Origin of the sequence: Bradyrhizobium sp. DOA9 (assembly GCF_000617845.2) — a bacterium.
Taxonomy (GTDB): domain Bacteria; phylum Pseudomonadota; class Alphaproteobacteria; order Rhizobiales; family Xanthobacteraceae; genus Bradyrhizobium.
The window spans coordinates 973461-995860 of the sequence record NZ_DF820425.1; the positions used below are offsets into that span (position 1 = coordinate 973461).

Annotated in this window: 20 protein-coding genes; 11 read left to right on the forward strand and 9 right to left on the reverse strand. The window is 66.4% G+C overall.

Going from position 1 to position 22400, the window contains the following annotated elements; translation table 11 throughout:
• Nucleotides 1-22 precede the first annotated feature (22 nt).
• A complete protein-coding gene (locus BDOA9_RS04485; protein ID WP_025032757.1) occupies nt 23-697 on the reverse strand; it encodes a Crp/Fnr family transcriptional regulator in 675 nt (224 codons plus the stop codon).
• 247 nt (nt 698-944) lie between these two features.
• On the opposite strand from BDOA9_RS04485, the gene BDOA9_RS04490 reads away from it, so the two are divergent.
• The 3 genes from BDOA9_RS04490 to BDOA9_RS04500 all read left to right on the forward strand — a co-directional run bounded on the left by BDOA9_RS04490 (nt 945) and on the right by BDOA9_RS04500 (nt 6160).
• Nucleotides 945-3002: an AsmA family protein gene (locus tag BDOA9_RS04490; protein ID WP_025032758.1), complete on the forward strand. Its 2058-nt coding sequence runs from the start codon at nt 945-947 to the stop codon at nt 3000-3002.
• Nucleotides 3003-3213: 211 nt separating this feature from the next.
• Nucleotides 3214-5661, forward strand: a complete 2448-nt coding sequence (locus BDOA9_RS04495) for an adenylate/guanylate cyclase domain-containing protein (RefSeq protein ID WP_025032759.1) — start codon at nt 3214-3216, stop codon at nt 5659-5661.
• Between the two features lie 190 nt (nt 5662-5851).
• A complete protein-coding gene (locus BDOA9_RS04500) occupies nt 5852-6160 on the forward strand; it encodes a HigA family addiction module antitoxin (protein ID WP_025032760.1) in 309 nt (102 codons plus the stop codon).
• Nucleotides 6161-6180: 20 nt separating this feature from the next.
• Here the strand turns inward: BDOA9_RS04500 and BDOA9_RS04505 are convergent, their stop codons facing one another.
• Complete coding sequence (locus BDOA9_RS04505; RefSeq protein ID WP_025032761.1) at nt 6181-6396, reverse strand: hypothetical protein; 216 nt, start codon at nt 6394-6396, stop codon at nt 6181-6183.
• Between the two features lie 364 nt (nt 6397-6760).
• Here BDOA9_RS04505 and BDOA9_RS04510 point away from each other — a divergent pair, with 364 nt between their 5' ends.
• Nucleotides 6761-7627 carry a hypothetical protein gene (locus BDOA9_RS04510; protein ID WP_025032762.1) on the forward strand — a complete coding sequence of 289 codons (867 nt, stop codon included), beginning with the start codon at nt 6761-6763 and terminating at the stop codon, nt 7625-7627.
• Nucleotides 7628-7770: 143 nt separating this feature from the next.
• Here the strand turns inward: BDOA9_RS04510 and BDOA9_RS04515 are convergent, their stop codons facing one another.
• The 3 genes from BDOA9_RS04515 to BDOA9_RS04525 all read right to left on the reverse strand — a co-directional run bounded on the left by BDOA9_RS04515 (nt 7771) and on the right by BDOA9_RS04525 (nt 10603).
• Nucleotides 7771-8001 carry an AbrB/MazE/SpoVT family DNA-binding domain-containing protein gene (locus BDOA9_RS04515; protein WP_025032763.1) on the reverse strand — a complete coding sequence of 77 codons (231 nt, stop codon included), beginning with the start codon at nt 7999-8001 and terminating at the stop codon, nt 7771-7773.
• A gap of 73 nt (nt 8002-8074) precedes the next feature.
• Nucleotides 8075-9394, reverse strand: a complete 1320-nt coding sequence (locus BDOA9_RS04520) for a Spy/CpxP family protein refolding chaperone (protein ID WP_025032764.1) — start codon at nt 9392-9394, stop codon at nt 8075-8077.
• Nucleotides 9395-9511: 117 nt separating this feature from the next.
• Entirely contained in the window at nt 9512-10603 is a 1092-nt protein-coding gene (locus BDOA9_RS04525; RefSeq protein WP_025032765.1) for a LysM peptidoglycan-binding domain-containing protein, read from the reverse strand.
• Nucleotides 10604-10782: 179 nt separating this feature from the next.
• Between BDOA9_RS04525 and BDOA9_RS04530 the strand changes: the two genes are divergently transcribed.
• Complete coding sequence (locus tag BDOA9_RS04530; RefSeq protein ID WP_025032766.1) at nt 10783-11475, forward strand: hypothetical protein; 693 nt, start codon at nt 10783-10785, stop codon at nt 11473-11475.
• Nucleotides 11476-11613: 138 nt separating this feature from the next.
• Nucleotides 11614-14277 carry a bifunctional diguanylate cyclase/phosphodiesterase gene (locus tag BDOA9_RS04535; RefSeq protein ID WP_025032767.1) on the forward strand — a complete coding sequence of 888 codons (2664 nt, stop codon included), beginning with the start codon at nt 11614-11616 and terminating at the stop codon, nt 14275-14277.
• 16 nt (nt 14278-14293) lie between these two features.
• On the opposite strand, the gene BDOA9_RS04540 is transcribed toward BDOA9_RS04535, so the two are convergent.
• Nucleotides 14294-15268, reverse strand: a complete 975-nt coding sequence (locus BDOA9_RS04540; RefSeq protein ID WP_082847787.1) for an ABC transporter substrate-binding protein — start codon at nt 15266-15268, stop codon at nt 14294-14296.
• A gap of 274 nt (nt 15269-15542) precedes the next feature.
• On the opposite strand from BDOA9_RS04540, the gene BDOA9_RS04545 reads away from it, so the two are divergent.
• A complete protein-coding gene (locus BDOA9_RS04545) occupies nt 15543-15902 on the forward strand; it encodes a hypothetical protein (protein WP_025032769.1) in 360 nt (119 codons plus the stop codon).
• A gap of 30 nt (nt 15903-15932) precedes the next feature.
• Here the strand turns inward: BDOA9_RS04545 and BDOA9_RS39865 are convergent, their stop codons facing one another.
• Together BDOA9_RS39865 and BDOA9_RS38730 are read right to left on the reverse strand one after the other, a co-directional pair.
• Nucleotides 15933-16055, reverse strand: a complete 123-nt coding sequence (locus BDOA9_RS39865) for a hypothetical protein (RefSeq protein ID WP_256375387.1) — start codon at nt 16053-16055, stop codon at nt 15933-15935.
• Nucleotides 16056-16144: 89 nt separating this feature from the next.
• Nucleotides 16145-16396: a hypothetical protein gene (locus tag BDOA9_RS38730; protein ID WP_192859669.1), complete on the reverse strand. Its 252-nt coding sequence runs from the start codon at nt 16394-16396 to the stop codon at nt 16145-16147.
• A gap of 189 nt (nt 16397-16585) precedes the next feature.
• Here BDOA9_RS38730 and BDOA9_RS04555 point away from each other — a divergent pair, with 189 nt between their 5' ends.
• The 3 genes from BDOA9_RS04555 (at nt 16586) to BDOA9_RS04560 (ending at nt 19079) form a co-directional block, all read left to right on the forward strand.
• Complete coding sequence (locus tag BDOA9_RS04555; RefSeq protein WP_025032770.1) at nt 16586-17713, forward strand: lactonase family protein; 1128 nt, start codon at nt 16586-16588, stop codon at nt 17711-17713.
• Between the two features lie 68 nt (nt 17714-17781).
• Nucleotides 17782-17952 carry a hypothetical protein gene (locus tag BDOA9_RS37675; RefSeq protein WP_152033126.1) on the forward strand — a complete coding sequence of 57 codons (171 nt, stop codon included), beginning with the start codon at nt 17782-17784 and terminating at the stop codon, nt 17950-17952.
• Between the two features lie 233 nt (nt 17953-18185).
• A complete protein-coding gene (locus BDOA9_RS04560) occupies nt 18186-19079 on the forward strand; it encodes an efflux RND transporter periplasmic adaptor subunit (RefSeq protein WP_025032771.1) in 894 nt (297 codons plus the stop codon).
• A 200-nt stretch (nt 19080-19279) separates the two neighbouring features.
• Here the strand turns inward: BDOA9_RS04560 and BDOA9_RS04565 are convergent, their stop codons facing one another.
• Entirely contained in the window at nt 19280-20128 is an 849-nt protein-coding gene (locus tag BDOA9_RS04565; protein ID WP_025032772.1) for a caspase family protein, read from the reverse strand.
• Nucleotides 20129-20549: 421 nt separating this feature from the next.
• Between BDOA9_RS04565 and BDOA9_RS04570 the strand changes: the two genes are divergently transcribed.
• Complete coding sequence (locus tag BDOA9_RS04570; RefSeq protein WP_025032773.1) at nt 20550-22277, forward strand: hypothetical protein; 1728 nt, start codon at nt 20550-20552, stop codon at nt 22275-22277.
• Nucleotides 22278-22400 lie beyond the last annotated feature (123 nt).

The following is a 22400-nucleotide window of genomic DNA, read 5'->3' on the forward strand; positions in this document are numbered from 1 at the left end:
TTACGAAGCGTGCTCGTAAGCCCTACTCGTTCCGCGCGATCGCGGTCAGCTTGGTCATGTTCCGCAGCAATATCCGGCCGCGCTGGAGGTCGAGGATCGCTTCCTTGCGCCAGGCCTGGAGCTGGCGGTTGACGCTTTCGCGGGCGGCGCCGACGAAGACGCCGAGCTGCTCCTGCGAGATGTGGACCTCGGAGCCGAAATCGGCTGCGAGCGCGCAGAGCCGCCGCGCCAGCCGCACCGGCAGCGGCTGCAGCATGGATTCTTCCATGCGCTCGCTCTGCCAGCGAATGCGCTGGCAAAGCAGCGCGATGATCTTGATCGCGACCTTGGGCTCGCGCTCGAGGAAGCCGAGGAAGTCTTCGCGCCGCAGCACGAACAATTCGCTTGCCTCGCCCGCGGTCGCATCGGCCGTGCGGTTCTGGCCGTCCAGCACCGCGACCTCGCCGAACAGGTCGCCCGGCCCCATGAAGTTCAGCGTCAGCCGGCTGCCGTCGGCGGCGCCGGTCTCGATGCGGACCTGGCCGCGGCGCACGCCGAACAGCGCGTTCCCTGGATCGCCCTTCTGGAACAGCACCTCGCCGCTGGACAAATGCTGGGTGTGGCAGAGATTGGACAGCCGCTGGAGCTCGTCCGCCCCGAGATCGGCGAACATCGGGTTCATCTTCAGAATGACCGCAAATTCGGCCTGCTTGCTCATGTCAATGTCCTTGTGAACGTCCAGGTCAGTTGTCTTGGCATCGTTCCTGGCAAATCGCTTGAAACCATCAACTTCATGATCGCGTAATACCGCGCCGGAGAAGTGTGTCATAAGTCACATAACTTTGCAGCACCCCCAGACTATTTTTACGCGCTTGGAGCCGCTTCCCGTCCGGGGATAAACTCTGGGCGCAAAGGACGGGTGACCTGCCGGTTCGACGCGGATTGCCCGGCGCTGGAAAGTCGACATGAGAGCATTGAAATTCGCCGGCGGGGCCCTGGCCGCCGTCATCGTCGTGATCGCACTCCTGCTCGTGATCGGGATCCCCTCGGGCTTCCTGACCTCGACGATCGCCTCGCGCGTCGAGAGTGCGACCGGCTATCGGCTGTCGATCGACGGCACCACCAAGATCAGCCTGTGGCCGACGCTGAACGTCACGCTGAACGACCTCGCGCTGACCGATCCCAAGGACCGCAGCGGCATCAAGCGCCTCACGATCGACCGCGTGCAGGCCGACATGTCGCTCGCCAGCATATGGTCGGGCAAGCCTGAGATCAGCGAGCTCGTCGTCACCCATCCCGTGCTCTATCAGCCGCTGCTGCGCGAACGCCTGCCGAGTGCGGCCGCGCCTGCGAAGCCGCTCGCGCTCGACACCAACGGCGCCACCATCGAGCGCATCAGAATCACTGACGGCGAGGTGGCATTCTCGCGCCTGCGCGACCGTATCGAGGGCCGCATCAGCACCATCAATGCCGACGCGACCATCGACCGCGACCGCAAGGTCAATATCGCCGGCACCGCCCGCGTCGGCGATCATCCGACCAAGTTCGACATCAAGGCGACCGTGCCGGCCGAGCGCTCGACGTATCCGGTGGATTTCGCCGTCGACATGCCGAGCGTGCTGAAATCCCAGCTCACCGGTCACGCCGAGATGCGGCTGAGCGGCAATGTCGTGATGATCAACGGCGTGAACGGCAGGCTCGGCGACGGCGCCTTCAACGGCTGGGCTTCGGTCGACATCGCGAGCAAGCCGCTGGTCAAGCTCGACCTCGACTTCCAGCGGCTCGCCATGCCGCTGGCAAAATCGCCGGAAGGCGTGTCCGGGCAACCCTGGAGCAATGCGCCGATCGACGTCTCCGGGCTCAACTATGTCGATGCGCAGGTGCGGATCTCCGCCAGCGAGGCCGTGATCGGCGATGCGCGCATCGCGCCGCTGGCGCTCGATGCCAAGCTCGCCGGCGGCGTGCTGAAGGCCGGCACGGCCAATCTCGGCGCCTATGGCGGCCAGATCTCGGGCGAGGTGATCCTGGACGCGACCACCGGCGCGCCGAGCTTTGCCATGCATTCCGACCTCGTCGGCGTGCGCGCGCTGCCGCTGCTGCAGGGCCTTGCCGAGTTCGACCGCATCGACGGCAAGCTGCAGGCCAAGCTCGCCTTGCGCAGCGCCGGCACCAGCCAGCGCGCGCTGATGGCGAACATGCAGGGCACGGCCTTCGTCAATTTCCAGGACGGCGCCATCCGCGGCATCAATGTCGCACAGATGATCCGCTCGCTGACGACGAGCACGCTGTCCGGCTGGCAAGACAACCAGAGCAGCAGCCAGGAGCAGAGCACGGATCTGTCGCAGCTCTCGGCCTCCTTCCGCATCGACAAGGGCCAGGCGGTGACGACCGATCTCAACCTGATCGGGCCGCTGGTGCGGGTCACCGGCGCCGGCACGATCGCCCTCGACACCAAGATGATGGGCTTTCGCGTCGAGCCGAAGCTCGTGATGACGACCGAAGGCCAGGGCCGCACGAGCGAGCCGGTCGGCTTCGGCATTCCCGTGATGATCCAGGGCTCCTGGTCGCAGCCGCGGATCTATCCTGATATGGCCGGCATGCTCGACAATCCCGACGCCGCCTATGCCAAGCTGCGCGAGATGGGCAAGGGCCTGTTCGGCCCCGACGGCGCCGGGCTCGGCAACATCCTCGGCAGCCTCGGTCTTGGCGGCACCGTCGCGCCGGGCGGCGGCAATGCAACCGGCAATGCCAATCCGCAAGGCCAGCAACCGGCGCAGAACAATCTGCTCGGCGGCCCGCTCGGGGAGGCGCTCGGCAATCTGATCCAGCAGGGCCTCTCCAGCGGTACGGGGAGCAGCGCGGGGAGCGGCACGGCTACCGGCCGCAGCCGCAGCCTGCCGGCAACGCCCTCCACGCCGGCGCAGCAGGCCTCGCCTGCGGCCCCCGCCCTGGAGGACCCGCCGGTCGCGCAGCAGGACAGTCAGCCAATGAACGACGTGCTGCGGCAGCTCTTCAATCGATAAGCTCCCTGCTTCGAACGGATCGGGCGGCGACAATCGCTGCCGGTCCACCTGCCCAAGAGACCATAAGGGGGCAACAGACCATAAGGGGGTAACCACACCGGCCGGTCCGCCGGCTGCATGACCGCCCTTCGGTCCAAATTGTGCTAGAACGGCTTGGAAGGGCCTGTACGGCCGTAGCGCGCGGCATCCGTGGCGGCGCGAGAGGATCGGGATGGCAGGAGCGAACGACAAGACACGATCTCTGCGCGAGGGCCTGTTCGCCAAATACGTCGTCTCCCTCGTCGGCCTCGTCGTGTTCGTCCTCGCCGTCAACGGCGCGATGGAGACCTGGATCTCCTACCGCGCCACCAGGACACAGCTGACTGACGGCTTGGAGGACAAGGCGCAGGCAGCCGCCCGGCGCATCGAGCAGTCGATTTCCGAGCTCGACCGCCAGATCAGCTGGGTGACGCGGGCGAGCCAGGACACGCTGGAGAAGCGCCGTGCCGACTACGCCTCGCTGCTGCACCAGGTCTCGGTCGTCAACCAGCTGTTCCAGCTCAACGGCGACGGCCGCGAGGTGCTGCGCGTCTCCAGGCAATCGACCACGACCGGCGGCAATGCCGACCTCTCCCGCGACATGCGCTTCACCGAGGCCGTCGCCCGCGGCGTCACCTACGCGCCGGCCTGGTTCGCCGACCGGACGCCGATGATGTCGATCTCGGTGGCGCATTCCGGCTTCAATGCCGGCGTCACCGTGGCCGAGATCGACCTCAGCTTCCTCTCCGACTACCTGTCCGATGCCCAGGTCGGCAAGGCCGCCTTCGCCTATGTCGTCGATCCGCGCGGCCGGGTGCTGGCGACGTCCTCCAAGGGACCCGAGATCGGCACGGACCTCTCCAAGCTGCCACAGGTGGCGGCCGCGATCGCGCCCGGCCACGAAGCCGAGACGTCGGGCACCGACTTCAACGGTCATGCGGTGATGAGCGCCGCGAGCCTCGTGCCGAAGCTCGGCTGGAGCGTGCTGTTCGAGCAGCCGACCACACAGGCATTGATGCCGATCCGCGACCAGCTGGTGCGCATCGCGCTTCTGATCGGCATGGGCCTGATGGTCGCGATCCTCGCCGGCACGCTGCTCGCCCGCCGCATGATCATTCCGATCACGGCGCTGCGCGACGGCGCGCAACTGCTCGGCGCCGGCGATTTCAGCCATCGCATCGACGTGCACACCTCCGACGAGCTGGAAGACCTCGCCGGGCAGTTCAACCGCATGGCCGACCAGATCCAGGAGACCTATTCGAACCTGGAGAGCAAGGTCGAGGAACGCACCCGCGATCTCGCGCAATCGATCCACGAGCTCAAGGTGCTGGAGGAGGTCGGCCGCGCGGTGGCCTCCTCGCTCGACCTCAACGCGGTGCTTGCAACCATCGCCGGCCGCGCGATCGAGATCACCCGTGCCGACGCGGTGCTGATCTACGGCTTCGACGCGGAGGCGCGCCGCTTCAACCTGGTTGAGGCCAACGGCATCGACAAATCCGCCGAGGGCGCGCATGTCACCATCGCGCAAGGCGGCAACATCCTGAGCGATGCCGCCGACAGCGGCGAGCCGATCGCGCTGGCCGAGCTCGGCGATGCGGCCGAGCAACCGCTGCGCGAGGTCGCGCGCGCGGCCGGCTTCAACTCGGTGCTGGTGGTGCCGCTGATCGACCAGCAGGGCACGCTGGGCTCGCTCGTCGTGCTGCGCCGCGCCGCCGGCGCGTTCGCGCCCAGCATCATCGGATTGATGCGCACCTTCGCCAACCAGGCCGTGCTGGCGATGCGCAACGCGCAGCTGTTCACCGAGGTCGACCACAAGAGCCACGCGCTGGAGGCGGCGAACACGACCGTGCGCGCCCAGGCCGACAAGCTCCGCGAGCAGACCGAACAGCTCAAGGACTGGAACAAGTCGCTGGAGGAGCGCGTCAGGACCCAGCTCGGCGAGATCGAGCGCATCCGCAAGCTCGAGCGTTTCCTGGCGCCGCAGGTGGCGCAGCTGATCGCCTCCTCCGACAGCCCCGAGGGGCTGCTCACCAGCCAGCGCCGCGAGGTCACGGTGGTGTTCTGCGACCTGCGCGGCTTCACCGCGTTCACGGAAGCGACCGAGCCGGAAGAGGCGATGAACGTGCTGCGCGAGTATCACGCCGCGCTCGGCCAGCTGATCTTCAAGTACGAGGGCACGCTCGACAAGTATGCCGGCGACGGCGTGATGATCCTGTTCAACGCCCCGATCCAGTTCGAGGACCACACGGCGCGCGCCGTGAGGATGGCGGTGGAGATGCGCGACACGATCGGCCCCCTGACCGAGCGCTGGCGCAACCGCGGGCATAGCCTCGGCTTCGGCATCGGCATCGCGCTCGGCTATGCCACGCTCGGCCAGGTCGGCTTCGAGCAGCGGCTGGAATATGCCGCGATCGGCAGCGTCACCAACCTCGCCTCCCGCCTCTGCAGCGAGGCCAAGCCGAACCAGATCGTGGTGAGCCGCCGCGTCTACGGCATGGTCGAGCCCTGGGTCGAAGCCCGCGCCCTCGACGATCTCCAGCTCAAGGGTTTTAACCACCCCGTGCTGGCGATGGAGATTTTGAGCTGGCGCGAGGCGGTGGAGAACGTGGTGGATGCGACGGCGGTGCGGCGACGGGGGTAGCCAAACAAAAGTTGCGAAAACAACCCCATGCACAGTAGGCGCGGGGTTGCAGGATCAATGACTTACGGCGCGCGCCTCGCAGGTGCCGGCTTGGCTTGACTCGTCGGGCAAAACACCAATGCGCAACGGCTTGGTCAGCGCGCAGCGAGGGGACCACCTCTATCTCGACGATCACAGCTACAGGTGACCCATGCTGACGACGAAGCGCAAGCCGGCCACGGTCGGCGAAATCCTCACTGAGGAATTCATGAAGCCGATGGGCCTGACCCAGGGCGCGCTGGCCGAGGCTATGGGGGTGCAGCGCAAGCACGTCAACGAACTCTGCAACGACCGTCGCAACGTCACGGCGGCAACCGCGCTGATCCTCGCCCGGGTGTTCGGCAACAGCCCGGACTTCTGGCTGAACGTGCAGTGGCGGACAGATTTGTGGGAGGCAATGCATTTGGCCCGCGACCGCAAGCGGATCGAACGGGCGCGACCGCTGACATCGGCGGCGTGACTTCGCATCGGCGGGGAGGTTTACGGAAGGTCCTTTTGTTCGGCAGCGTCGATACGCTCGATATCCTCCTTCAGGAGGGTATTCACCAGGTCGTTCAGAGAGGTCCCCTGGGTGACGGCGAGGTCCGAGAGGTACGCCAGGACGTCTGGCTCCAAATGGACTGGCGGCACCAAGCGCGTCCCTTTCCGGAAGAACTTGCCGCGCGCAGCGGCTGAGAAATCGTATTCGTCCTTCATCAGATCACCGATCAACCATCTTCATAGGACTTTATCTCACGCCGGGTCGGCTTCCGTGCCGAGATGATGCGGATCGCCACCCGGTCTGCCCGGAGAAGGCGCAGTGCCGGAAGGAGGAGATGAGCAACTCTAACTCAGTCGACGCGTTTCTCAACCGAGTTCGCGTATCTTCGAGAGCCAAATTGATTGGGTGATGATTTCTGCAGAGTTCAAATGCGATTGCCCTGCCGCAAGGTGGCAGGGAGCGCAGCGGTGCAAGCCGCCTGAAACGCGCAACTCTCGCGACGACACTCCCGAACCACATCCCTCCTCGCCGCGACCAACCCTCGCCTCAACGGCGAGGCCCATTCGTGGGAGACACCCCGTGACCCTTGCCCCACCTTCGCGTGCCTATGATTTGCAGATGCTGGACCGGCCCGCGGATCGCGCGCGCGACCAGGGCTGGGTGTTTGGGCTGCCGCCGGGCATCGCATCCGAGCAATGGCCGCTCGATCCCGTCACCGGCTATCCCTTGATGCACGGCTTCACGCTGCTGTTGCCGGAGGATTACCGGGTGCACGGCGATGACATCGTCGCATTGTCGTTCTTCGCCACGGCGCCCGATCACAATGACGGCGGGGCGCCCGACGATCCCGAGATTCGCGAGGCGGTGCTGGCACGGCCGTCGCATCCGCGCCTGTCGCGCATGACCGACATTCTCGACTACGAATATGCCGCGCTGCTGCTGACGCGGGCCGAATATGACGGCGCGTTCGCCGCACCGCCGGCACCGCTTGCGCTGGCAACAGTGGAGCGGCCGCGCTGGCTCGACGTCGGCGGCGCCAGCGCCTTCTTCGAGGCCGCACCTAGCTACGCCAAGAAGATGTTCGCCGCTCCGCCGCGCGCCGATCTCGGCGAGACGCGCGCGATCGCGTTGTCGCCGCGCGCGAATGATCCCAACGCCGGCAAGGGCCCGCAGGACGAGTATGTGCGCGAACATCCGCCGACCGGCTATCAGCCTTACTATTACTATGTCGGCGGCAAGCCGGGCAGCGACAATTTCCGCCTGCACGACTGGGCGAGGGATCACGCCCACAACCATCTCGGCGGCACCATGCGGCCGTGCCAGGCCGTGCCGGAGATGAGCCCGTTCTACATCGAGTTCGAGGAATATTTCGGCGGCTACAATTTCGGCGGCGGCAACGCGCAGCTGGACTTTAGGGACATGAAGTTCGACTGGGCGTGCGGGTGAGATCACAGACTGCGCAGGAGTCCGGACTTTGCGATGATGCGAGCGTTCACGGCGTTATGCCGAGAAACGGATTAACGATGGTGAGCCCGCCGATGCTGCGGCCGTGCTGAAGGTCCCAAGATCACCGCTGTCAAACAACGCGCTCACCTCTCGTTCGCCTTGTCCCGATCGAATTTGTAGCCGCCGGGCAGAGGAAACTGGAATTGCTCCACTTGCCTGAGAAACTCCGCTCGTTTGTCGACCTTCTCCACCGCAATCTCGCCCTTCGAGGCTCTGACCACGTTGAGCTCGTCGCCCTCCTTGAGGCCGAGTTCATCAACTAGCGCTTTGGGCAGGCGAATGGCGAGGCTGTTGCCCCATTTGGAAACCAGCACCAGCACTCTCCGTGATGTGCATCCCTATCTGCATATCATAGGGGGATATGATGGCATTCCAAGCTGGCGCCCCTCACGCCCCCCGCTTCGGCCCGATCGCCTCAAACCCGGCCTTCTGCTCGTCACTCAGATCAGCCTGAAAATCATCGAACGCGTCGGCGATGGCGCCGACGGCTTGCAGCAGGGTCTGCAGCCGCGTCTTCACGGCGGCGAGGCGGGCCTGCGGGGTTGCGGGGGGCTCGGTCGGGCAGGCGCTGAGCGTCTGCATGGTGCGGAGCGTGGTGTCCTGCAGCACCTCGAAGCGGGCGCGGCCGACCTCGTCGAGGTGCAGCGTGGCGGCGATCTCGGCGGCAGGCCATTGCTGCTGGACGAACTGCTCGTATTGGCGCTGCGCGTTTTCGTCATAAAGAGGATCGTAGTCCGCTTGGCAGGCCTTGGCCGCCTGGGCGTCCTTGCTGGCGGTCTTGTCAGCGTTTTTGGACTGGTGGGACGCCAGCGCGGCGCGGCGCTCATTGGCGAGGGCGTTGAACCGGGCTTTCTGGTCGTCGTTGAGCAGGCCGACGAATTTCGACAGCGGCGCTTCGATGGCGTCGATGGCCTTGATCATGGCCTCGACACGCTCGCGCATCAGGCCGAGGCGCTCCGCCGCATTGGCGGGGGTTTGCTCCGGGCAGGCGGCGCGGATGGTGTCGCGCGCCGCATTCCAGGCGGATGAGAGCTCGTCGAGCGCGGTGCGCTGAGCTTCGTTCGGCTGCACGGCGCTCGCGATGCGCTCGACCGGCAGGCCGCCGGTGTCGCTGGCCTCGCACAGCGTCTCCGCGGTCGGGACCTTTCGCGCGCGACGGCCTTGCGGCACGGTGTAGGCGGCAAGCTCGGTGGCGGCGTAGGGCGTGAACAGCGCGGCATAGATGTCGCCGTAGCCGTAGAGCGAGAGGCTCGTGGTATCGCCGAAGACGATCGCATTGGTGAGATCGTCATGCGCGAACGGCCAGAACACCGGGCCGACCCAGCCGTAGCTGCCGTCGGGATGGCGCCACCAGCCCTGCGGACGGCGGCCGCCTTGCCAGCCCGCCAGCGCCGCCTGCGCGGTGAGAGCCGCGCGCAGCACGTAAGGGTTCGACAGCTGGCTCCGGTCCCCGCGCGGGTCCTGCGACCTCAGCGCCGCGGAGCGATAGCGGCCACCGCGCACGGCCATGCGGGAATGGCGCAGCCGCGACAGGCCCATCATGTGGCCGACCGCGAAGCGCGCAACACCGAGCGGACCGCCGCGCAAGCCGAACTGCGCCTCGGCCCTGTTAGGCAGCAGCACGGCCGCGAGCAGCAGGGTCGCACCGGCGAGCGCCAGTCCCAGGCGTCCCGGCACGATCGCTGACCTAACCACGGGCTTGATCACGTCCCTCCCTCCCGCGTGCGCAATGCGTCGCATCTCAATGACGCGCGAGGGAACCGAATGTTCCAGAGAGACACAGAACAATGCGTCGCAATGCAGGCCGGCCGTGCCGGTGCGGTGTCACTCCGCCTTTTGCGGCATCACGAAGGTCTGGCCGGGATAGATCAAATTGGGGTTCTGGATCTTGTCGCGGTTGGCCTTGAAGATCACCGCGTAACGGGAGCCGTCGCCGTAGGCGAGCCGGCTGAGCGCCCAGAGGCTGTCGCCGCGGGCGATGATCCGGCTGCCGCCGGCCTCGGCCGGTGCGGTGGTGAGCGCCTCCGCCGGCGAGGCCGATGCGACCGCGGTGCCCGCCGGCGCATGTGCGAAAGGCCCATGCGCGAAGGCCTTGGGCTTCGGCGCGCCGACCAGCTTCGGCCGGCCCGCTTGCTTCACAGGCACCGACGCCAGGCGCGGCGAGGCCGACGGCAGGGCGGCGACGGCGTCCGATTTGTCGTCGGGCTTCTCGGCCTGCCTGGTCTCCTGCTTCGCGACCTGTGGGCTGCGCGCGGGCGGCGGCGCCACTGCTGCGATGGTCACCGGCATGGTCCGGCCGGATTCGGTGACCGTGCCGTCCGGCGCCTTGGCCCGGAGCGTCAGGTCGTAAGAGCCGGCCGGCAGCTGCGGCGGGGTCATCACGAACTGGCCCGAGGCGTCCGCGACCACGCTGTCGAGCGGCTTGCCGTCGCGCAGCAGCTCGACCCTCGCACCCGGCGTGGCGCGGCCGGCGATCACCGCCGCCTCGCCGTGATCGTCGATGCGGGCGACGTCGAAACGGGGGCCGGCATCCGCAGCCGGCGCCGGCGCCGGCTTGGCCGGCACGAGATCGCCGAGCGCGGCCACCTGCTTCTGGGTCTCGGCCAGCGCGCCCGCCTTCGGCTCGGGGGCCGGCGGCGCGCTGCCGGCGAGCTTCGGCGGTTCCGGCTTCGGCTCGGGCTTGGCTTCCGCCTTGGGCTCGACCCTGGCTTCAAGCTTGGGCTCGATCTTGAGCTCGGCCTTGGCTTCGACCTTGGGTTCGATCTTGGGTTCGATCTTGGCCTCCGGCTTGGCGGCGACGGTGACCTTGGTCCCATCCGGCAGCAGGCGGCGCAGCTCGGCCGGGCCGATCACCAGCGCGGTGCCGGCCAGCGCGAGCAGACAGAAGGCGATGAAGGCCTTGGATGCGGTGATCATTGAAAAGGACCTTGGGTGGCAAATCAGCCGAGGCCGGCAAGGTGCGCCGATTTGGCTGCGGCAGCAAGACTGCCGATAGGATTACGCCTCCGTCCCGGCGCGCGGGATGAACCGGCGCGACCCTGCTTGTGTCCAAGTATCAAGGCCGCCTTGGTGCATTCTTCAAGGAAATTCCTCCCGTGACCGTATTCTCCCGTACCGTGCGATCGCTGGCGCTGCTGCTGACGTTGGCCGCTTCACCCGCTTTGCCCGCCTCCGGCCCGCCACCCGGCTTCAAGCTCTCCGACGATGCCGATTTCGCCTTCACCTCGCCCGACGGCGCCACCAGGCTCGAGCAGTATGTGAAGGAGGGCGAGGATTTCGACATCAAGTGGCAGGTCTGGGCGCGGCGCGGCGAACAGATGCAGGAGCTGAAGCCCGAGCAGCTCTATCCGGCCGGTTTCCGTTTCACGGCCGACTCGCAATGGCTGGTGCGGATGCAGAAGACCGGCTCGGGCGAGCAGGACCTCTTTCTCTACCATGTCGAGAACGGCGCCTTCGTCAACGCGACCGAGCAATCGCTCAGCGATCTCGCCTGGGCCTATTTCCACAGCCGGCCCGACACGAAGAACATGAAGCTGGACTACCACATCTCGGCCAACCTGATGAAAGGTACCGAAAATGCGTATCGCTGGCTCGGCGTCGACTGGCCCAACAACCGCTATCTCCTGATCTCGCTGTCGGGCGAAATGGACGAGCATCCGAAGAACGTCGCGGTGAAGGGTCTGGCGAACTGGAGATGCCGCTATGACCTCAAGACCGGCCAGTTCGACGTCCCCGAGATGTTCGCCAAGGGCAATGCGGCAGCCTTGAGGTGGGAAATCAAGCGCTAAGGGACCTGCCGACGCGCCGCAGGTTCCCGTGCGATGGAACCAAGCCACTGATTCCATTCCGATTCATCTTTCCGTAACCGTCAATGGTAACGGGCTCTTGTCGGTTTTGCTGCATCTTGCAGCCCACGGGAGGGCTGGATGGGCGCATCGATTCGATGGACCGCGCGGTTGCGCGCGTTGCTCCGGCGTTGGCGCGGGGCGCCGCTGACGTGGCTGATCGCCGGCGGCTTCGTGCTGATGCTTGCGACCGCCATCGGCACCGCGCTCACCGTCGACCGCTTCCGGCAGAATGCCATCGAGAGCGGCCGCGACAGCCTCGAGAGCGCCGTGCGCATGCTCGCCCGGCATTTCGACCGCCAGTTCGAGGACTTTGCGGTGCTGCAGAAGAGCATCATCGCCGAGCTCGAGAGCCACGGCATCGCCTCCGCCGAAATCTTCCGCAGCGAGATGGGCACGCTCGCCGTGCACGAGGTGCTGCGCGCGAAGGCCAGCGGCTGGTCCGACGTCGCCGGCGCCAATGTGTTCGATTCCAGGGGCGTGCTGATCAACTCGTCGCGGCAATGGCCGGTCGCCGACATCTCGATCGCCGATCGAGGCTATTTCCACCGTCTCAAGAACGATCCGGCCGCGCAGAAGGAAGTGGAGATCGTGCCCGGCCGGCTCGGCAACGGACCGGCGATCGTGTTCGCGTGGCGCGTCTCCGGCCCGCATGGCGAGTTCCTCGGACTGGTCTCGCGCGCGATCGCGCCGGAGCAGCTCGAATCCTTCTTCGCCTCGACCGGGCTCGGCGAGGATTCCTCGATCGCGATGCACCACCAGAACGGCCAGCTGCTCGCGCGCATTCCGCATGTCGAGGCGATGATCGGGCAGAACTTCCGCACCGGCACGCCGGAGCAAATGGCGGTGTTCGAGCGCACTTTCGTCACCACCCAGCTGGCAAGCCCGATCGACGGCAAGGACCGCATCGTCGCCTCGCGCCTGCTCACCGGCGAGCCGCTGGTCGTGGTGGCGACCAAGTCGCTGGATACGACGTTGGCGACCTGGCGCACGCAGACGAAGTTCTTCGTCACCATTGCCGTGCTGTCGATCGGCCTGCTGGTGCTCACGCTGTTTCTGATCTTCCGCCAGGTGACGAGGCGGCTTTCGCTCGAGAAGCAGCGGCTCGACACCGCGATGAACACGATGACGCAAGGCCTGTTGATGTTTGATCAGGACGAGCGGCTGATCGTCTGCAACCGGCGCTACATCGAGATGTACGGGCTCTCGCCCGCTGTGGTGAAGCCCGGCGTCCATTTCCGGGACGTGATCCGGCACCGCCGGGACACCGGCTCGTTCGAGGGCGACGTCGAGGCCTATTGCGACGACATCCTGAGCAATATCGGCCGCACCCAGAGCACCATCGTCGAGACCGCCGACGGCCGGCTGATCGAGATCAAGAACCAGCCGGCAGCTGGCGGCGGCTGGCTCGCCACCCATGACGACGTCACCGAGCGCATCCGCGCCGACGAGCGCATCGCCCATCTGGCGCATTACGACGCGCTCACCGACCTGCCCAACCGCGTGCTGCTGCGCGGACACCTGGAGCGCCGCGTCGCGGAGCTCGCGCAGGGCAAGCCGTTCGCGATCCTCTATATCGACGTCGACGAGTTCAAGGGCGTCAACGATTCGCTCGGACACGAGGTCGGCGACGAATTGCTGCGCCAGGTGGCGAGCCGCCTGCGTGCCTGCGTCAGCGGCAACGACATGGTCGCGCGACTGGGCGGCGACGAATTCGCCATCGTCAAGGCCGGCACCTCCGATCCGGCCGAGCTGACGCTACTCGCGGAAACGATCCTTGGGGCGTTGCGCGCGCCGGTGGATTGCGGGGGGCAGGAGGTTCCGACCGATGCCAGCATCGGCATCGCCATCGCACCCGACCATGGCGACAATCTCGACGATCTGCTCAAGCGCGCCGATCTGGCGATGTATGCGGCGAAGTCGCAAGGACGCCGCACCTTCCGCCTCTTCGCACCCGAATATGACGCCAGGGTGCGGCAGCGCCGCCAGCTCGAGCTCGATCTGCGCCAGGCGCTCGCCCGCGGCGAGTTCGAGGTGCACTACCAGCCGCTGGTCGATCTCACCGCCAATGTCGTCACCGGCTGCGAGGCGCTGTTGCGCTGGCGCCATCCCGAGCGCGGCATGGTTTCGCCGGCGGAGTTCATCCCGGTCGCCGAAGACACCGGCCTGATCGGCGAGATCGGCGAATGGGTGCTGAAGCAGGCCTGCGTCGAGGCTGCCTCGTGGCCCGGCCGGATTCACATCGCGGTCAACGTGTCGCCGGTGCAATTCCGCTCGCGCACGCTGGCGCTCAAGGTCGCCGCCGCGCTCGCGGAGTCCGGGCTCGCGCCGGGGCGGCTCGAGCTCGAGATCACCGAGACGGTGCTGATCCGCGACGACGAGGAGGCGCTGGCGATCCTGCAGCAGCTGCGCGAGCTCGGCGTGCGCATCGCGCTCGACGATTTCGGCACCGGCTATTCGTCGCTGAGCTACCTGCACCGCTTCCCGTTCGACAAGATCAAGATCGACCGCAGCTTCATCAGCGACATCGGCGAGCCCGAGGATTCCTCGCCGATCGTGCAGGCCGTGGTGCACATGGCCGCCGCGCGCCGCATGGCGACGACGGCCGAAGGCGTCGAGACCGAGGCGCAAGCCGAGGTGCTGCGCCAGCTCGGCTGCAGCCAGATGCAGGGCTGGCTGTTCAGCCCGGCGGTGCCGGCCGCGAAGCTGAAGCAGCTGCTGGCAGCGCAGGCGGTGGCGGCCTAGCCGCCGACGGCGGCGGTCACTCGATCAATTCGTCGGCAGAGGCGATGAGGGAGTCGGGCAGCTTCAGGCCGAGTGCCCTGGCGGTCCTCAGATTGACGACCGTCTCGAACCTGGCGGGACGTTCGATCGGCAACTCCGATGGAGGTGCGCCTCTGAGGACGCGGTCCACGTATGCGGCCAGGCGATGATAGGAGTCGGAAAGCCTGGGCCCATAGGTGCAGAGGGCGCCACTCCGGGCGAAGGCTGCCCAGCCCGAAATGACCGGCGCCCGATGTTTCATCGCCTGCTCGATGATCCGGTCCCGGTACTGGATCGCAAATCCATCGGCGAACAGCGAGACGGCTTGCGGCGGATTGCGGTCCATGGCGGCGAACGCGGCGGCGAGCTGGTCCTGGCTTGCGGTCGCGAAAAATTCCGTCTTCAACCCGAGCTTCCTGGCGGTGTCCTCGGAATAGGCGCGCTCGATCTGCGAGCCCGGATGCTCGGGATTGCCGACGATGGCGACGCGCTGCAAGCCCGGAACGGTATCGCGCAGGATCTCCAAACGTTTGGCGTTCAACTCTGCGGCCATGAAGGTCAGGCCGGTCATGTTGGCGGGCGGACGCGCCAGGCTATCGGCGAAGCCGGCGACGACAGGGTCGCCGCTGAAAACGTACACGGTGGGGGTTGATAGCTTCAGCTCAGCCACGATTGCGACCGCAGCGCCTTGAGCGACGATCAGGTCGACCGGCTTTCGAAGCAAGCTTTCGGCCAGCGGCGCGACGCGGGTCAAATCATCATCACCATAGCAATAGGTGACCTCGAGGTTCTCGTTCTCACGATAGCCGAGCTCGCGAAGGCCGGCGCGGAACACCTGCAGAAACGGCGTAAGGCTCGCCTCTCGCTGCGCCGTGAGCCAGCCGATGCGAGACACCTTGCCTGCCGCGTGCGCGGCCTTGTGCGCCGCCACTGCAAGAAAAGCGCCCGACGATAGAAATGTCCGCCGATCCATCCCGGTCCGTATCCTCGACAGACCAACAACTTAGTCGCACCTGGCAGCGTTATCCAGCAACTGCCGCGAGCCTGTTTCCCCCCGATCACAGGCCGGCGCGACACCCGGGCCTGCCTCCCGGGGAAAGATAGGATCAAACCTTGTACCTCGCGGTTATCGCCTCGCTGAGACGGCCGGGAACTCCGGCCGACGGGCCCAGTCAACATTGCATCACGCGGACCGCAGGCGGCTTTTCGCCCGCGCCGTCGCGCGTGTGCGAAACGAGCGAGGTGACATGTCTATCCTGGCGTTCAGAATGCTTGCCCTGGTCGCGGTTGCCGCCGTGATCGGCCTTGCCGCCGAGGCCCGCGACGACGGGCGCTACGCAAACTCCCCGCTCAAGGATTGGTTCGAGAGCCTGAAGAGCAAGGGCGGCGGTCCCTGCTGTGCCGACGCCGACGGCACGGCGCTCGACGACGTCGACTGGGAGACGCGGGACGGACGTTACCGGGTGCGGCTGCTCGGCAACTGGGTCGAGGTGCCCGACGATGCCGTCATCACCGAGCCCAACCGCGCCGGGCGCACCATGGTCTGGCCTTATTACGTCAACGGCCGTCCCATGATCCGCTGCTTCATGCCTGGCAGCATGACCTGAGGCGGGCGAGTTCGGCAACGGTTGGCATGATCACATTTGCCGTCTGGCGGCCTGCACTTCGACGAATTCGGAGTCGGGGTGGCTGACGATGGTGGCGACCCAGATGCCGCTGATGATCAGCGACCAGGCGGTGTTCCAACAGATCCAAAACACGGGCCAGCCTCCCTCTTTGCTTTTCCGACGCGGCAGAGCGATGCCGCCGTTCCCCACGCGAAGCCGCCGCGATGGCAGGCGACAAGGCGCTATTTTGATTTGGTCTGCGGCGGCGCCCGGTCGGTTTGGCCGGTGTGGCGCTTTGCCACGACGTCCTCGTCGTGCTCGCCCTCGTGCGGGCGCGGCGGAAGCCTGGGCTGGCCGGCCTGACCGCCATGCTTGCCACCCATGTCGGGCTGCCTTCGAGATCGTTTTCGCGGGTCATGCAGGTTCAATGCGTTCGCAGCGCATTGGTTCGCAGCAACACCGGCTATTGTGGTCGCGGTCATCGTGTGGGTCATGCTCGGGCCGCCGGCGCCGGGGCCGCATTTGCCCTCCCGCACTGCGGCAGCGCGCTGACACGCCATTCCGCGACCGATGCGATTTCGGCATCGATCGATCCCATCTGGATTTTGGTGCGGCGGCGCGCCTGCCGCTATCCTCGCGGCAAAACGACAATGCCGCGAACCGGCTTTCAGGAGGAGGAGCCCATGTCGAGATCGATCCGACACATCGCATCGCGCGTGCCGCGCGCTATGATCGCCGCCACCCTGTTCGCTTCGCTCACCCTCGTTTCAGGAGTTCGTGCCGGCATGGCCGAAACCTTCGCCTATGTCGGCAATGCCGACAGCAACGACATCAGCGTGTTCAAGATGAGCGAGAGCGGCGAGATGACGCCCGTGCAGACGGCCGCCTTCAAGGGCGTCGAAAAGCCGGGCTCCTCGACACCGCTCGCGATCACGCCAGACCGCCGCGTGCTGATCGCCGCAATCCGCTCGCAGCCTTATCTCGCGGTGAGCTTTGCGATCGATCCCAGGACGGGCGAGCTCAGCCATCTCGGCGCCGGACCGCTCGCGGACAGCATGGCCCATATCGCCATCGACCGCAGCGGCAAGTTCCTGTTCAGCGCCTCCTATGGCGGCAACAAGGTCGCGCTGAATCCGCTGCTTGATAACGGCGTTGCCGGCGATCCCAAGCAGGTGATCCCGACGGGGCTGAACGCCCACGCCTTCCTGCCCTCGCCCGACAACCGCTTCGCGTTCGCGACCAATCTCGGCTCCGATCAGGTGCTGGCCTTCGCGTTCGATGCCACGGCCGGCACGCTGACGCCGAGCGATCCGCCGGCGCACAAGGTGCCGGAGAAATCCGGGCCGCGGCACTTCGTCTTTCACCCCGGCGGCAAGTTCGTCTATCTCCTCCACGAGCTGAACGGCGACGTCGCGGCATTCACCTATGAGGCCAGGAGCGGCGCCTGGGACGAGATCCAGCGCACCACCGCGCTGCCCGAAGGCTTCTCCGGAAAACCCTGGACGGCCGACATCCACATCACGCCGGACGGCCGCTTCCTCTACGCCTCCGAGCGCACCACCAGCACGCTCACCGCCTACAAGGTCGACGGCGCGAGCGGCAAGCTGACCACGATCGGCAGCGTGCCGACCGAGAAACAGCCGCGCGGCTTCCAGGTCGATCCCAGCGGCCGCTATCTCGCCGCCGCCGGCGAGCTCTCCAACAGCATGACGGTCTATGCCATCGACCAGGGCAGCGGCGCGCTGGCCAGGCTGAAATCCTATCCCACCGGCAAGAAGCCGAACTGGATCGAGTTCCTGAGCCTGCCGTGAGGGAACGCGGCCGACCTACGTAAACATCCGCAGTTTCGCGCGGCCCGGCTTGACGTCATATCTCGGTCATGGACCGGCAGATTGTCTTCAAATGCCCCCAGACGGGACTCAACGTGCAGCATCGTCTGACCGACGAGCCGGCCGATCGCACGCACGTATCCGTGTCCTGCCCGGCCTGCACGCGGCTGCATCTGATCGAGCGGGCCAGCGGCACGCTGGTGGGTGATCGGCGCCGCTGACGTCCGCCGGGCATGGCGCCCTGGCCGTGAGCTGTTCGGAGCGAACCTGTTCTCCAATCCCGCGACTCATCAAAGACTTGTCATTAAGAGGCCTGTCATTAAGAGACTTGCCGCGACTGCCCGCGGCGGCGCCGAGTCCCGTTTCGGGACGGCGCGGCCGTAGTGCGGGCGGCGGCCATCTGCTATCGATTGGAGGCATAGCCCAAGTGGAATTTACCCAATTGGAATTTCCGATGCGTCAGTTGCCCCGCGCCGTTGCCCGAAGCCTGTATCCCGCAGCCGTCGCCGGCCTGCTCGCCCTCAGCCCCTATCCGGCCAGCGCCGCCGATGACGACGCGCCCAAGGGGCCGGCGGTCACGGTGCTGAAGGTCGCGAAATCCTGCTTCTCCGACGTCGTCGAGGCCACCGGCACGATCGTCGCGCGGGAGGAGACCTCGGTGCGGCCCGAGCGGCCCGGCCTGAAGGTCACGGACGTGCTGGCGGAAGCCGGCGATACCACCACCGCCGGCCAGGTGCTGGCGCGGCTGGCGCTGCCCGAGGGCGGCACGCTTCAGGTCACTGCCCCCGTGGCGGGCGTGATCGCGAACTCGTCCGCGCAGATCGGCAATTTCGCCTCGGCCAAGGGCGAGGCGCTGTTCACGATCGTGGCGCGCAGCGAATACGATCTCGTCGGCCTCGTCGCCACCACCGATGTGCGCAAGCTCGCGGTCAATCAGCAGGCCACGGTGCATATCCCGGGCGCCCCCGACATCAGCGGCAAGGTGCGCCGCATCGGCGCGACCGTCGAGCCGAACATCCAGCAGGGCATGGTCTATATCGGCATCTCCTCGCAGAAGCGGCTGCTGCTGAACGCGAGCGCGCGTGCGCTGATCAAGACCGGGCAGAGCTGCAACGTCGCGGTGCCGCTGACCGCCGTGCAGTATTCGTCCGCCGGCACCGTGGTGCAGGTGATCCGCCGCAACCGCGTCGAGACCAAGCGTGTCGAGGTCGGCTTGATGTCGGGCGGAAATATCGAGGTCCGCGACGGCCTCAACGAAGGCGACGTCGTCGTCGCCCGCGCCGGCGCCTTGCTGCGCGAAGGCGACCCGGTGCGTCCGGTGATGGCCAGCGCGGAAGCGGCGAAGTAGCGGCCACCATCGTCATTGCGAGGAGCTCTTGCGACGAAGCAATCCAGAGTCTTTCCGCGGAGGGATTCTGGATTGCTTCGCTGCGCTCGCAATGACGACGGGGGGTACAGTGTGCCAAAAATGGGCCCCGGCTCAGCGTCGCATCATTGCATGATGCGCCGCGTCCGGGGCACGAGACGTCGCAAGATCCAAGAAAAAAACTAACCGCCGGCTTCGCCGAAATGGACGTCTTCGAGCAACGACGACGACACGGTCGGGACCTGGTCGCCTTCGCTGGCGCGGGAGATGGCGAGGCGGGTCTTGTTGAAGACGCTCTCGGCGCTGCCGGGCTTGCCAAGATTGTTGAGGAACTCGCTGACCAGCACACTGTGCTCGCCCTTGCCGTCGTCGACGACCTTGCCGGGCGAGGCGGAGGTGAGGATCAGCGCATTGTCCGACGCGCTGATCGGCGCGAGACCGTGGCTGTAGGAGCGGAAGCGGCGCTCGTAAGGATTGCGGCGGGAGGCATCGACCACGACGAGCTTGGCCTTGGCGCCCTGCTCCTTCATCATGTCGAGCACGCCCTCGATCGACACGCCATGGCGGCGGACGTCGCCTTCCTTCCAGATCACGGCGTCGACCGGCAGCATGTAGCTCTCGCGGCCGGCCTGCACGCCGTAGCCGCCGAAGAACAGCATGACGACGCTGTCGCGCGTGATCCGGGACTTCAGGCGGCCGACGGCGCGGACCATGTCGTCCTTGGTCGCGTCTTCGACCATGTCGACGTCAAAGCCGTTCTTGCGCAGCGACGAGGACAGCGCGCGGGCGTCGTTGATCGACTGCGTCAGCGGCGCGCTGGCGTCGGGATAATGTCCGTTGCCGATGACCAGCGCGAGGCGCGAGGCCTGGCCGATCGAGCCGGTGATCTGGTCGGTCGAGACGGCCTTGGCGGCATCGATCGCACGCATGTTGAGAGCAGCATGGGCGCCGATCACCAGCGACACCGTGCCGATGAGGGCCGCGGCGAAGGCGATCGTACGTCTGGAAAGGTCGAGCTGCTTTACATTCATCTCGCTTCGTTTCCTGTGCCAAAGACCAGCCAAGCGCGCGCACACTGTTTGAGTAGCGCGATAGCGTCTTTAGGTTTGAGGGATTGGCCGGGGAAGTGCCCCCGAATTGCGCGCAATTTGCGGCGCCGCACCAAACAAACCCTTAACCGCATATAGGTCCTGGGGCAATAGATTGCCCAAAATTTAAGCTAAGTAGCTGAATGCGTTAGTTAATTCTCCGCGCTGGAGTCCTGCTTCGTTGGCGTCCCCGTAGCTTTCCGGGGAGCGACCATGCAGCCCTCGTGCCGGCTTTTCCGTGATGTTCATCACATTTGTATTTCCTGCGAATCCGGGTAGCTTTTTCAACGACTTGCAAGGGGGTGGCGCGCAGATGCCGGCGTGCCTGATATCCCCGACCAAGGGCCCCGCGACCAGGTATTTCATGAGCTTTCAATATTTTGCCGGCGCCGCCTGCCGGGCGCTGACGGCGCGGAAGGACGGCCCCTCGCTTTACGACGTCTGCGATGCCGTGTTGTCGGGTACGCCTGGCGGCGATCCGCATCTGGCCAAATTCTACAAGACCGCGCTCGGCAATCCCGCGCTGCGGATCCTGCTCCGCCGCGCCGGACTGCCCGAGCTGCGCGACGAGACCAGGCTGACGCAGCTGCGGCAGGCCCTCACCCAGGCCCGCGACGAAATCGAGCCCGACTGGGCGGCGGTCGGGCAGCCGATCGCCGATCTCGTCGACGGCATCACGCTCGACCATCCGAGGCCCCCGCCGGTGCCGTTCAACGCCACGATGCCTGAGAGCGCTGAGATCGACGGCGTGATCCGCGATTGCGCGCAGCATCTGCTCGGCTCCTACCGCCGCAACGGCTTCCTGCCGACCTACGCCGCCTTCAACCTGATCGGCGATCCGGATGTCCGCGGCCGTGAGCTGATCATGGCGCTGACGGGACTGAACGCGCGCGGCTACAAGAATTCCTCGCTGCTGTTCAACCTCGCCCGCGTCTTCATCGCGCGCTCGCCGGCACGCGCCGTGGTCAATCCGCCCTGGAAAGGCATTGCCGAGCCGATGTGGGAGCCGGTGCAGATCCGCCACCGCTCGGCCTACTACGATGCATTCTTCATCGAGGCGCTGCTGAGCTATGTCGAAACCGGGCTCGCCTCGCCGGCCGACAAGATCGCGGCGGAGCGCGCCATCGCCGACATGGTCGATTTCTGCGTCAACATCAGCCGCGAGGAGGTCGAGGGCTTGGGCGGCGCGCGCTTTGACGTCATCACCGCGCTGGCGCCGGCGCCGCATCCGCGCTTCTCGCGCTACTTCGCGCAGATCAAGCAGGACCTCGGCTTCGGCATCTACGTGCCGGATTGCGACACCACGGCCTGCTCGATCTCCGCGGCGACGCAGGCCGGCTGTACCGATGCCATCATCGACCAGCCGCTGCTGGACTTCTATGCGGGTTATCAGGTGCGCGCCGGCGTCAACGAGCCGCGCGTGACCGTGCCGCTCAACGACAATATCGACTATGAGGGCGGGGTTGCGACCTGGATCGACAATCTCAATGGCGAGCGCCCCTACGGCAACGATCTCGATCCGACGCTCAATCTCGACATTCTCGAGGTCAGCTTTCGCAATCTTGCGCGATGGAAGGTCCTGGAGACGCCGTCGCGGCTCGCCACCGTCCATCGCATCATCGGATTCCAGAAGCGCCTCGCGGCCAGCGGCGCCTTCGCCAATCCGCGCTCGCACATCTATTACCTGCCGGAGCTCTACAGCGCCTATTTCGGCCGCTGCTATGCCGCCTTCCTGGCGCTGCCGCTGGCGGCGCAGGCCGCGATCGATCCGGACGGCGATTTCGATTTCATCCGCCACCGCGTGCTGTCCTACGTCAAGGGCGAGCTGATGGCGGCCGAGATGAACGTGTTCGACGCCGCGCTGGCGCTGATCGCGCTCGGCCATCTCGGCGCCGACCCGCGCGCCTTCGCACCGGCGCTGAACGTGATCGTCGCCAGCCTTGGCGAAGGCGGCCGCCGCGGCCCGTTCCGCGCCTATGAATGGAACAAGATGAAGACGCCGACGCGGATCCTGGTCGGCGGGCCCGAGGTGACGTCGGCGTTCGTGCTGATGGGGCTGGCGGTAGCGAAGCGGGCGATGGCGCGGGCGTGATGCACTCTCTTAGCTTCCCCTGGAGGGGGAGGGTAAGTGAAGCGCCATCGATCAATGACAGGAAGTTGAAAGCGAATCCGTTCGGCATGCGCTGGCCGGGCCGCCAAAAGCCGACCACAATTG

Excerpts from the sequence above, each read along its gene's own strand:
- BDOA9_RS04485 (WP_025032757.1), bottom strand. The coding sequence starts at position 697 with ATGAGCAAGCAGGCCGAATTTGCGGTCATTCTGAAGATGAACCCGATG.
- BDOA9_RS04490 (WP_025032758.1), top strand. The coding sequence starts at position 945 with ATGAGAGCATTGAAATTCGCCGGCGGGGCCCTGGCCGCCGTCATCGTC.
- BDOA9_RS04495 (WP_025032759.1), top strand. The coding sequence starts at position 3,214 with ATGGCAGGAGCGAACGACAAGACACGATCTCTGCGCGAGGGCCTGTTC.
- BDOA9_RS04500 (WP_025032760.1), top strand. The coding sequence starts at position 5,852 with ATGCTGACGACGAAGCGCAAGCCGGCCACGGTCGGCGAAATCCTCACT.
- BDOA9_RS04505 (WP_025032761.1), bottom strand. The coding sequence starts at position 6,396 with ATGAAGGACGAATACGATTTCTCAGCCGCTGCGCGCGGCAAGTTCTTC.
- BDOA9_RS04525 (WP_025032765.1), bottom strand. The coding sequence starts at position 10,603 with ATGATCACCGCATCCAAGGCCTTCATCGCCTTCTGTCTGCTCGCGCTG.
- BDOA9_RS04535 (WP_025032767.1), top strand. The coding sequence starts at position 11,614 with ATGGGCGCATCGATTCGATGGACCGCGCGGTTGCGCGCGTTGCTCCGG.
- BDOA9_RS04540 (WP_082847787.1), bottom strand. The coding sequence starts at position 15,268 with ATGGATCGGCGGACATTTCTATCGTCGGGCGCTTTTCTTGCAGTGGCG.
- BDOA9_RS04545 (WP_025032769.1), top strand. The coding sequence starts at position 15,543 with ATGTCTATCCTGGCGTTCAGAATGCTTGCCCTGGTCGCGGTTGCCGCC.
- BDOA9_RS38730 (WP_192859669.1), bottom strand. The coding sequence starts at position 16,396 with ATGACCCACACGATGACCGCGACCACAATAGCCGGTGTTGCTGCGAAC.
- BDOA9_RS04555 (WP_025032770.1), top strand. The coding sequence starts at position 16,586 with ATGTCGAGATCGATCCGACACATCGCATCGCGCGTGCCGCGCGCTATG.
- BDOA9_RS37675 (WP_152033126.1), top strand. The coding sequence starts at position 17,782 with ATGGACCGGCAGATTGTCTTCAAATGCCCCCAGACGGGACTCAACGTG.
- BDOA9_RS04560 (WP_025032771.1), top strand. The coding sequence starts at position 18,186 with ATGCGTCAGTTGCCCCGCGCCGTTGCCCGAAGCCTGTATCCCGCAGCC.
- BDOA9_RS04565 (WP_025032772.1), bottom strand. The coding sequence starts at position 20,128 with ATGAATGTAAAGCAGCTCGACCTTTCCAGACGTACGATCGCCTTCGCC.
- BDOA9_RS04570 (WP_025032773.1), top strand. The coding sequence starts at position 20,550 with ATGAGCTTTCAATATTTTGCCGGCGCCGCCTGCCGGGCGCTGACGGCG.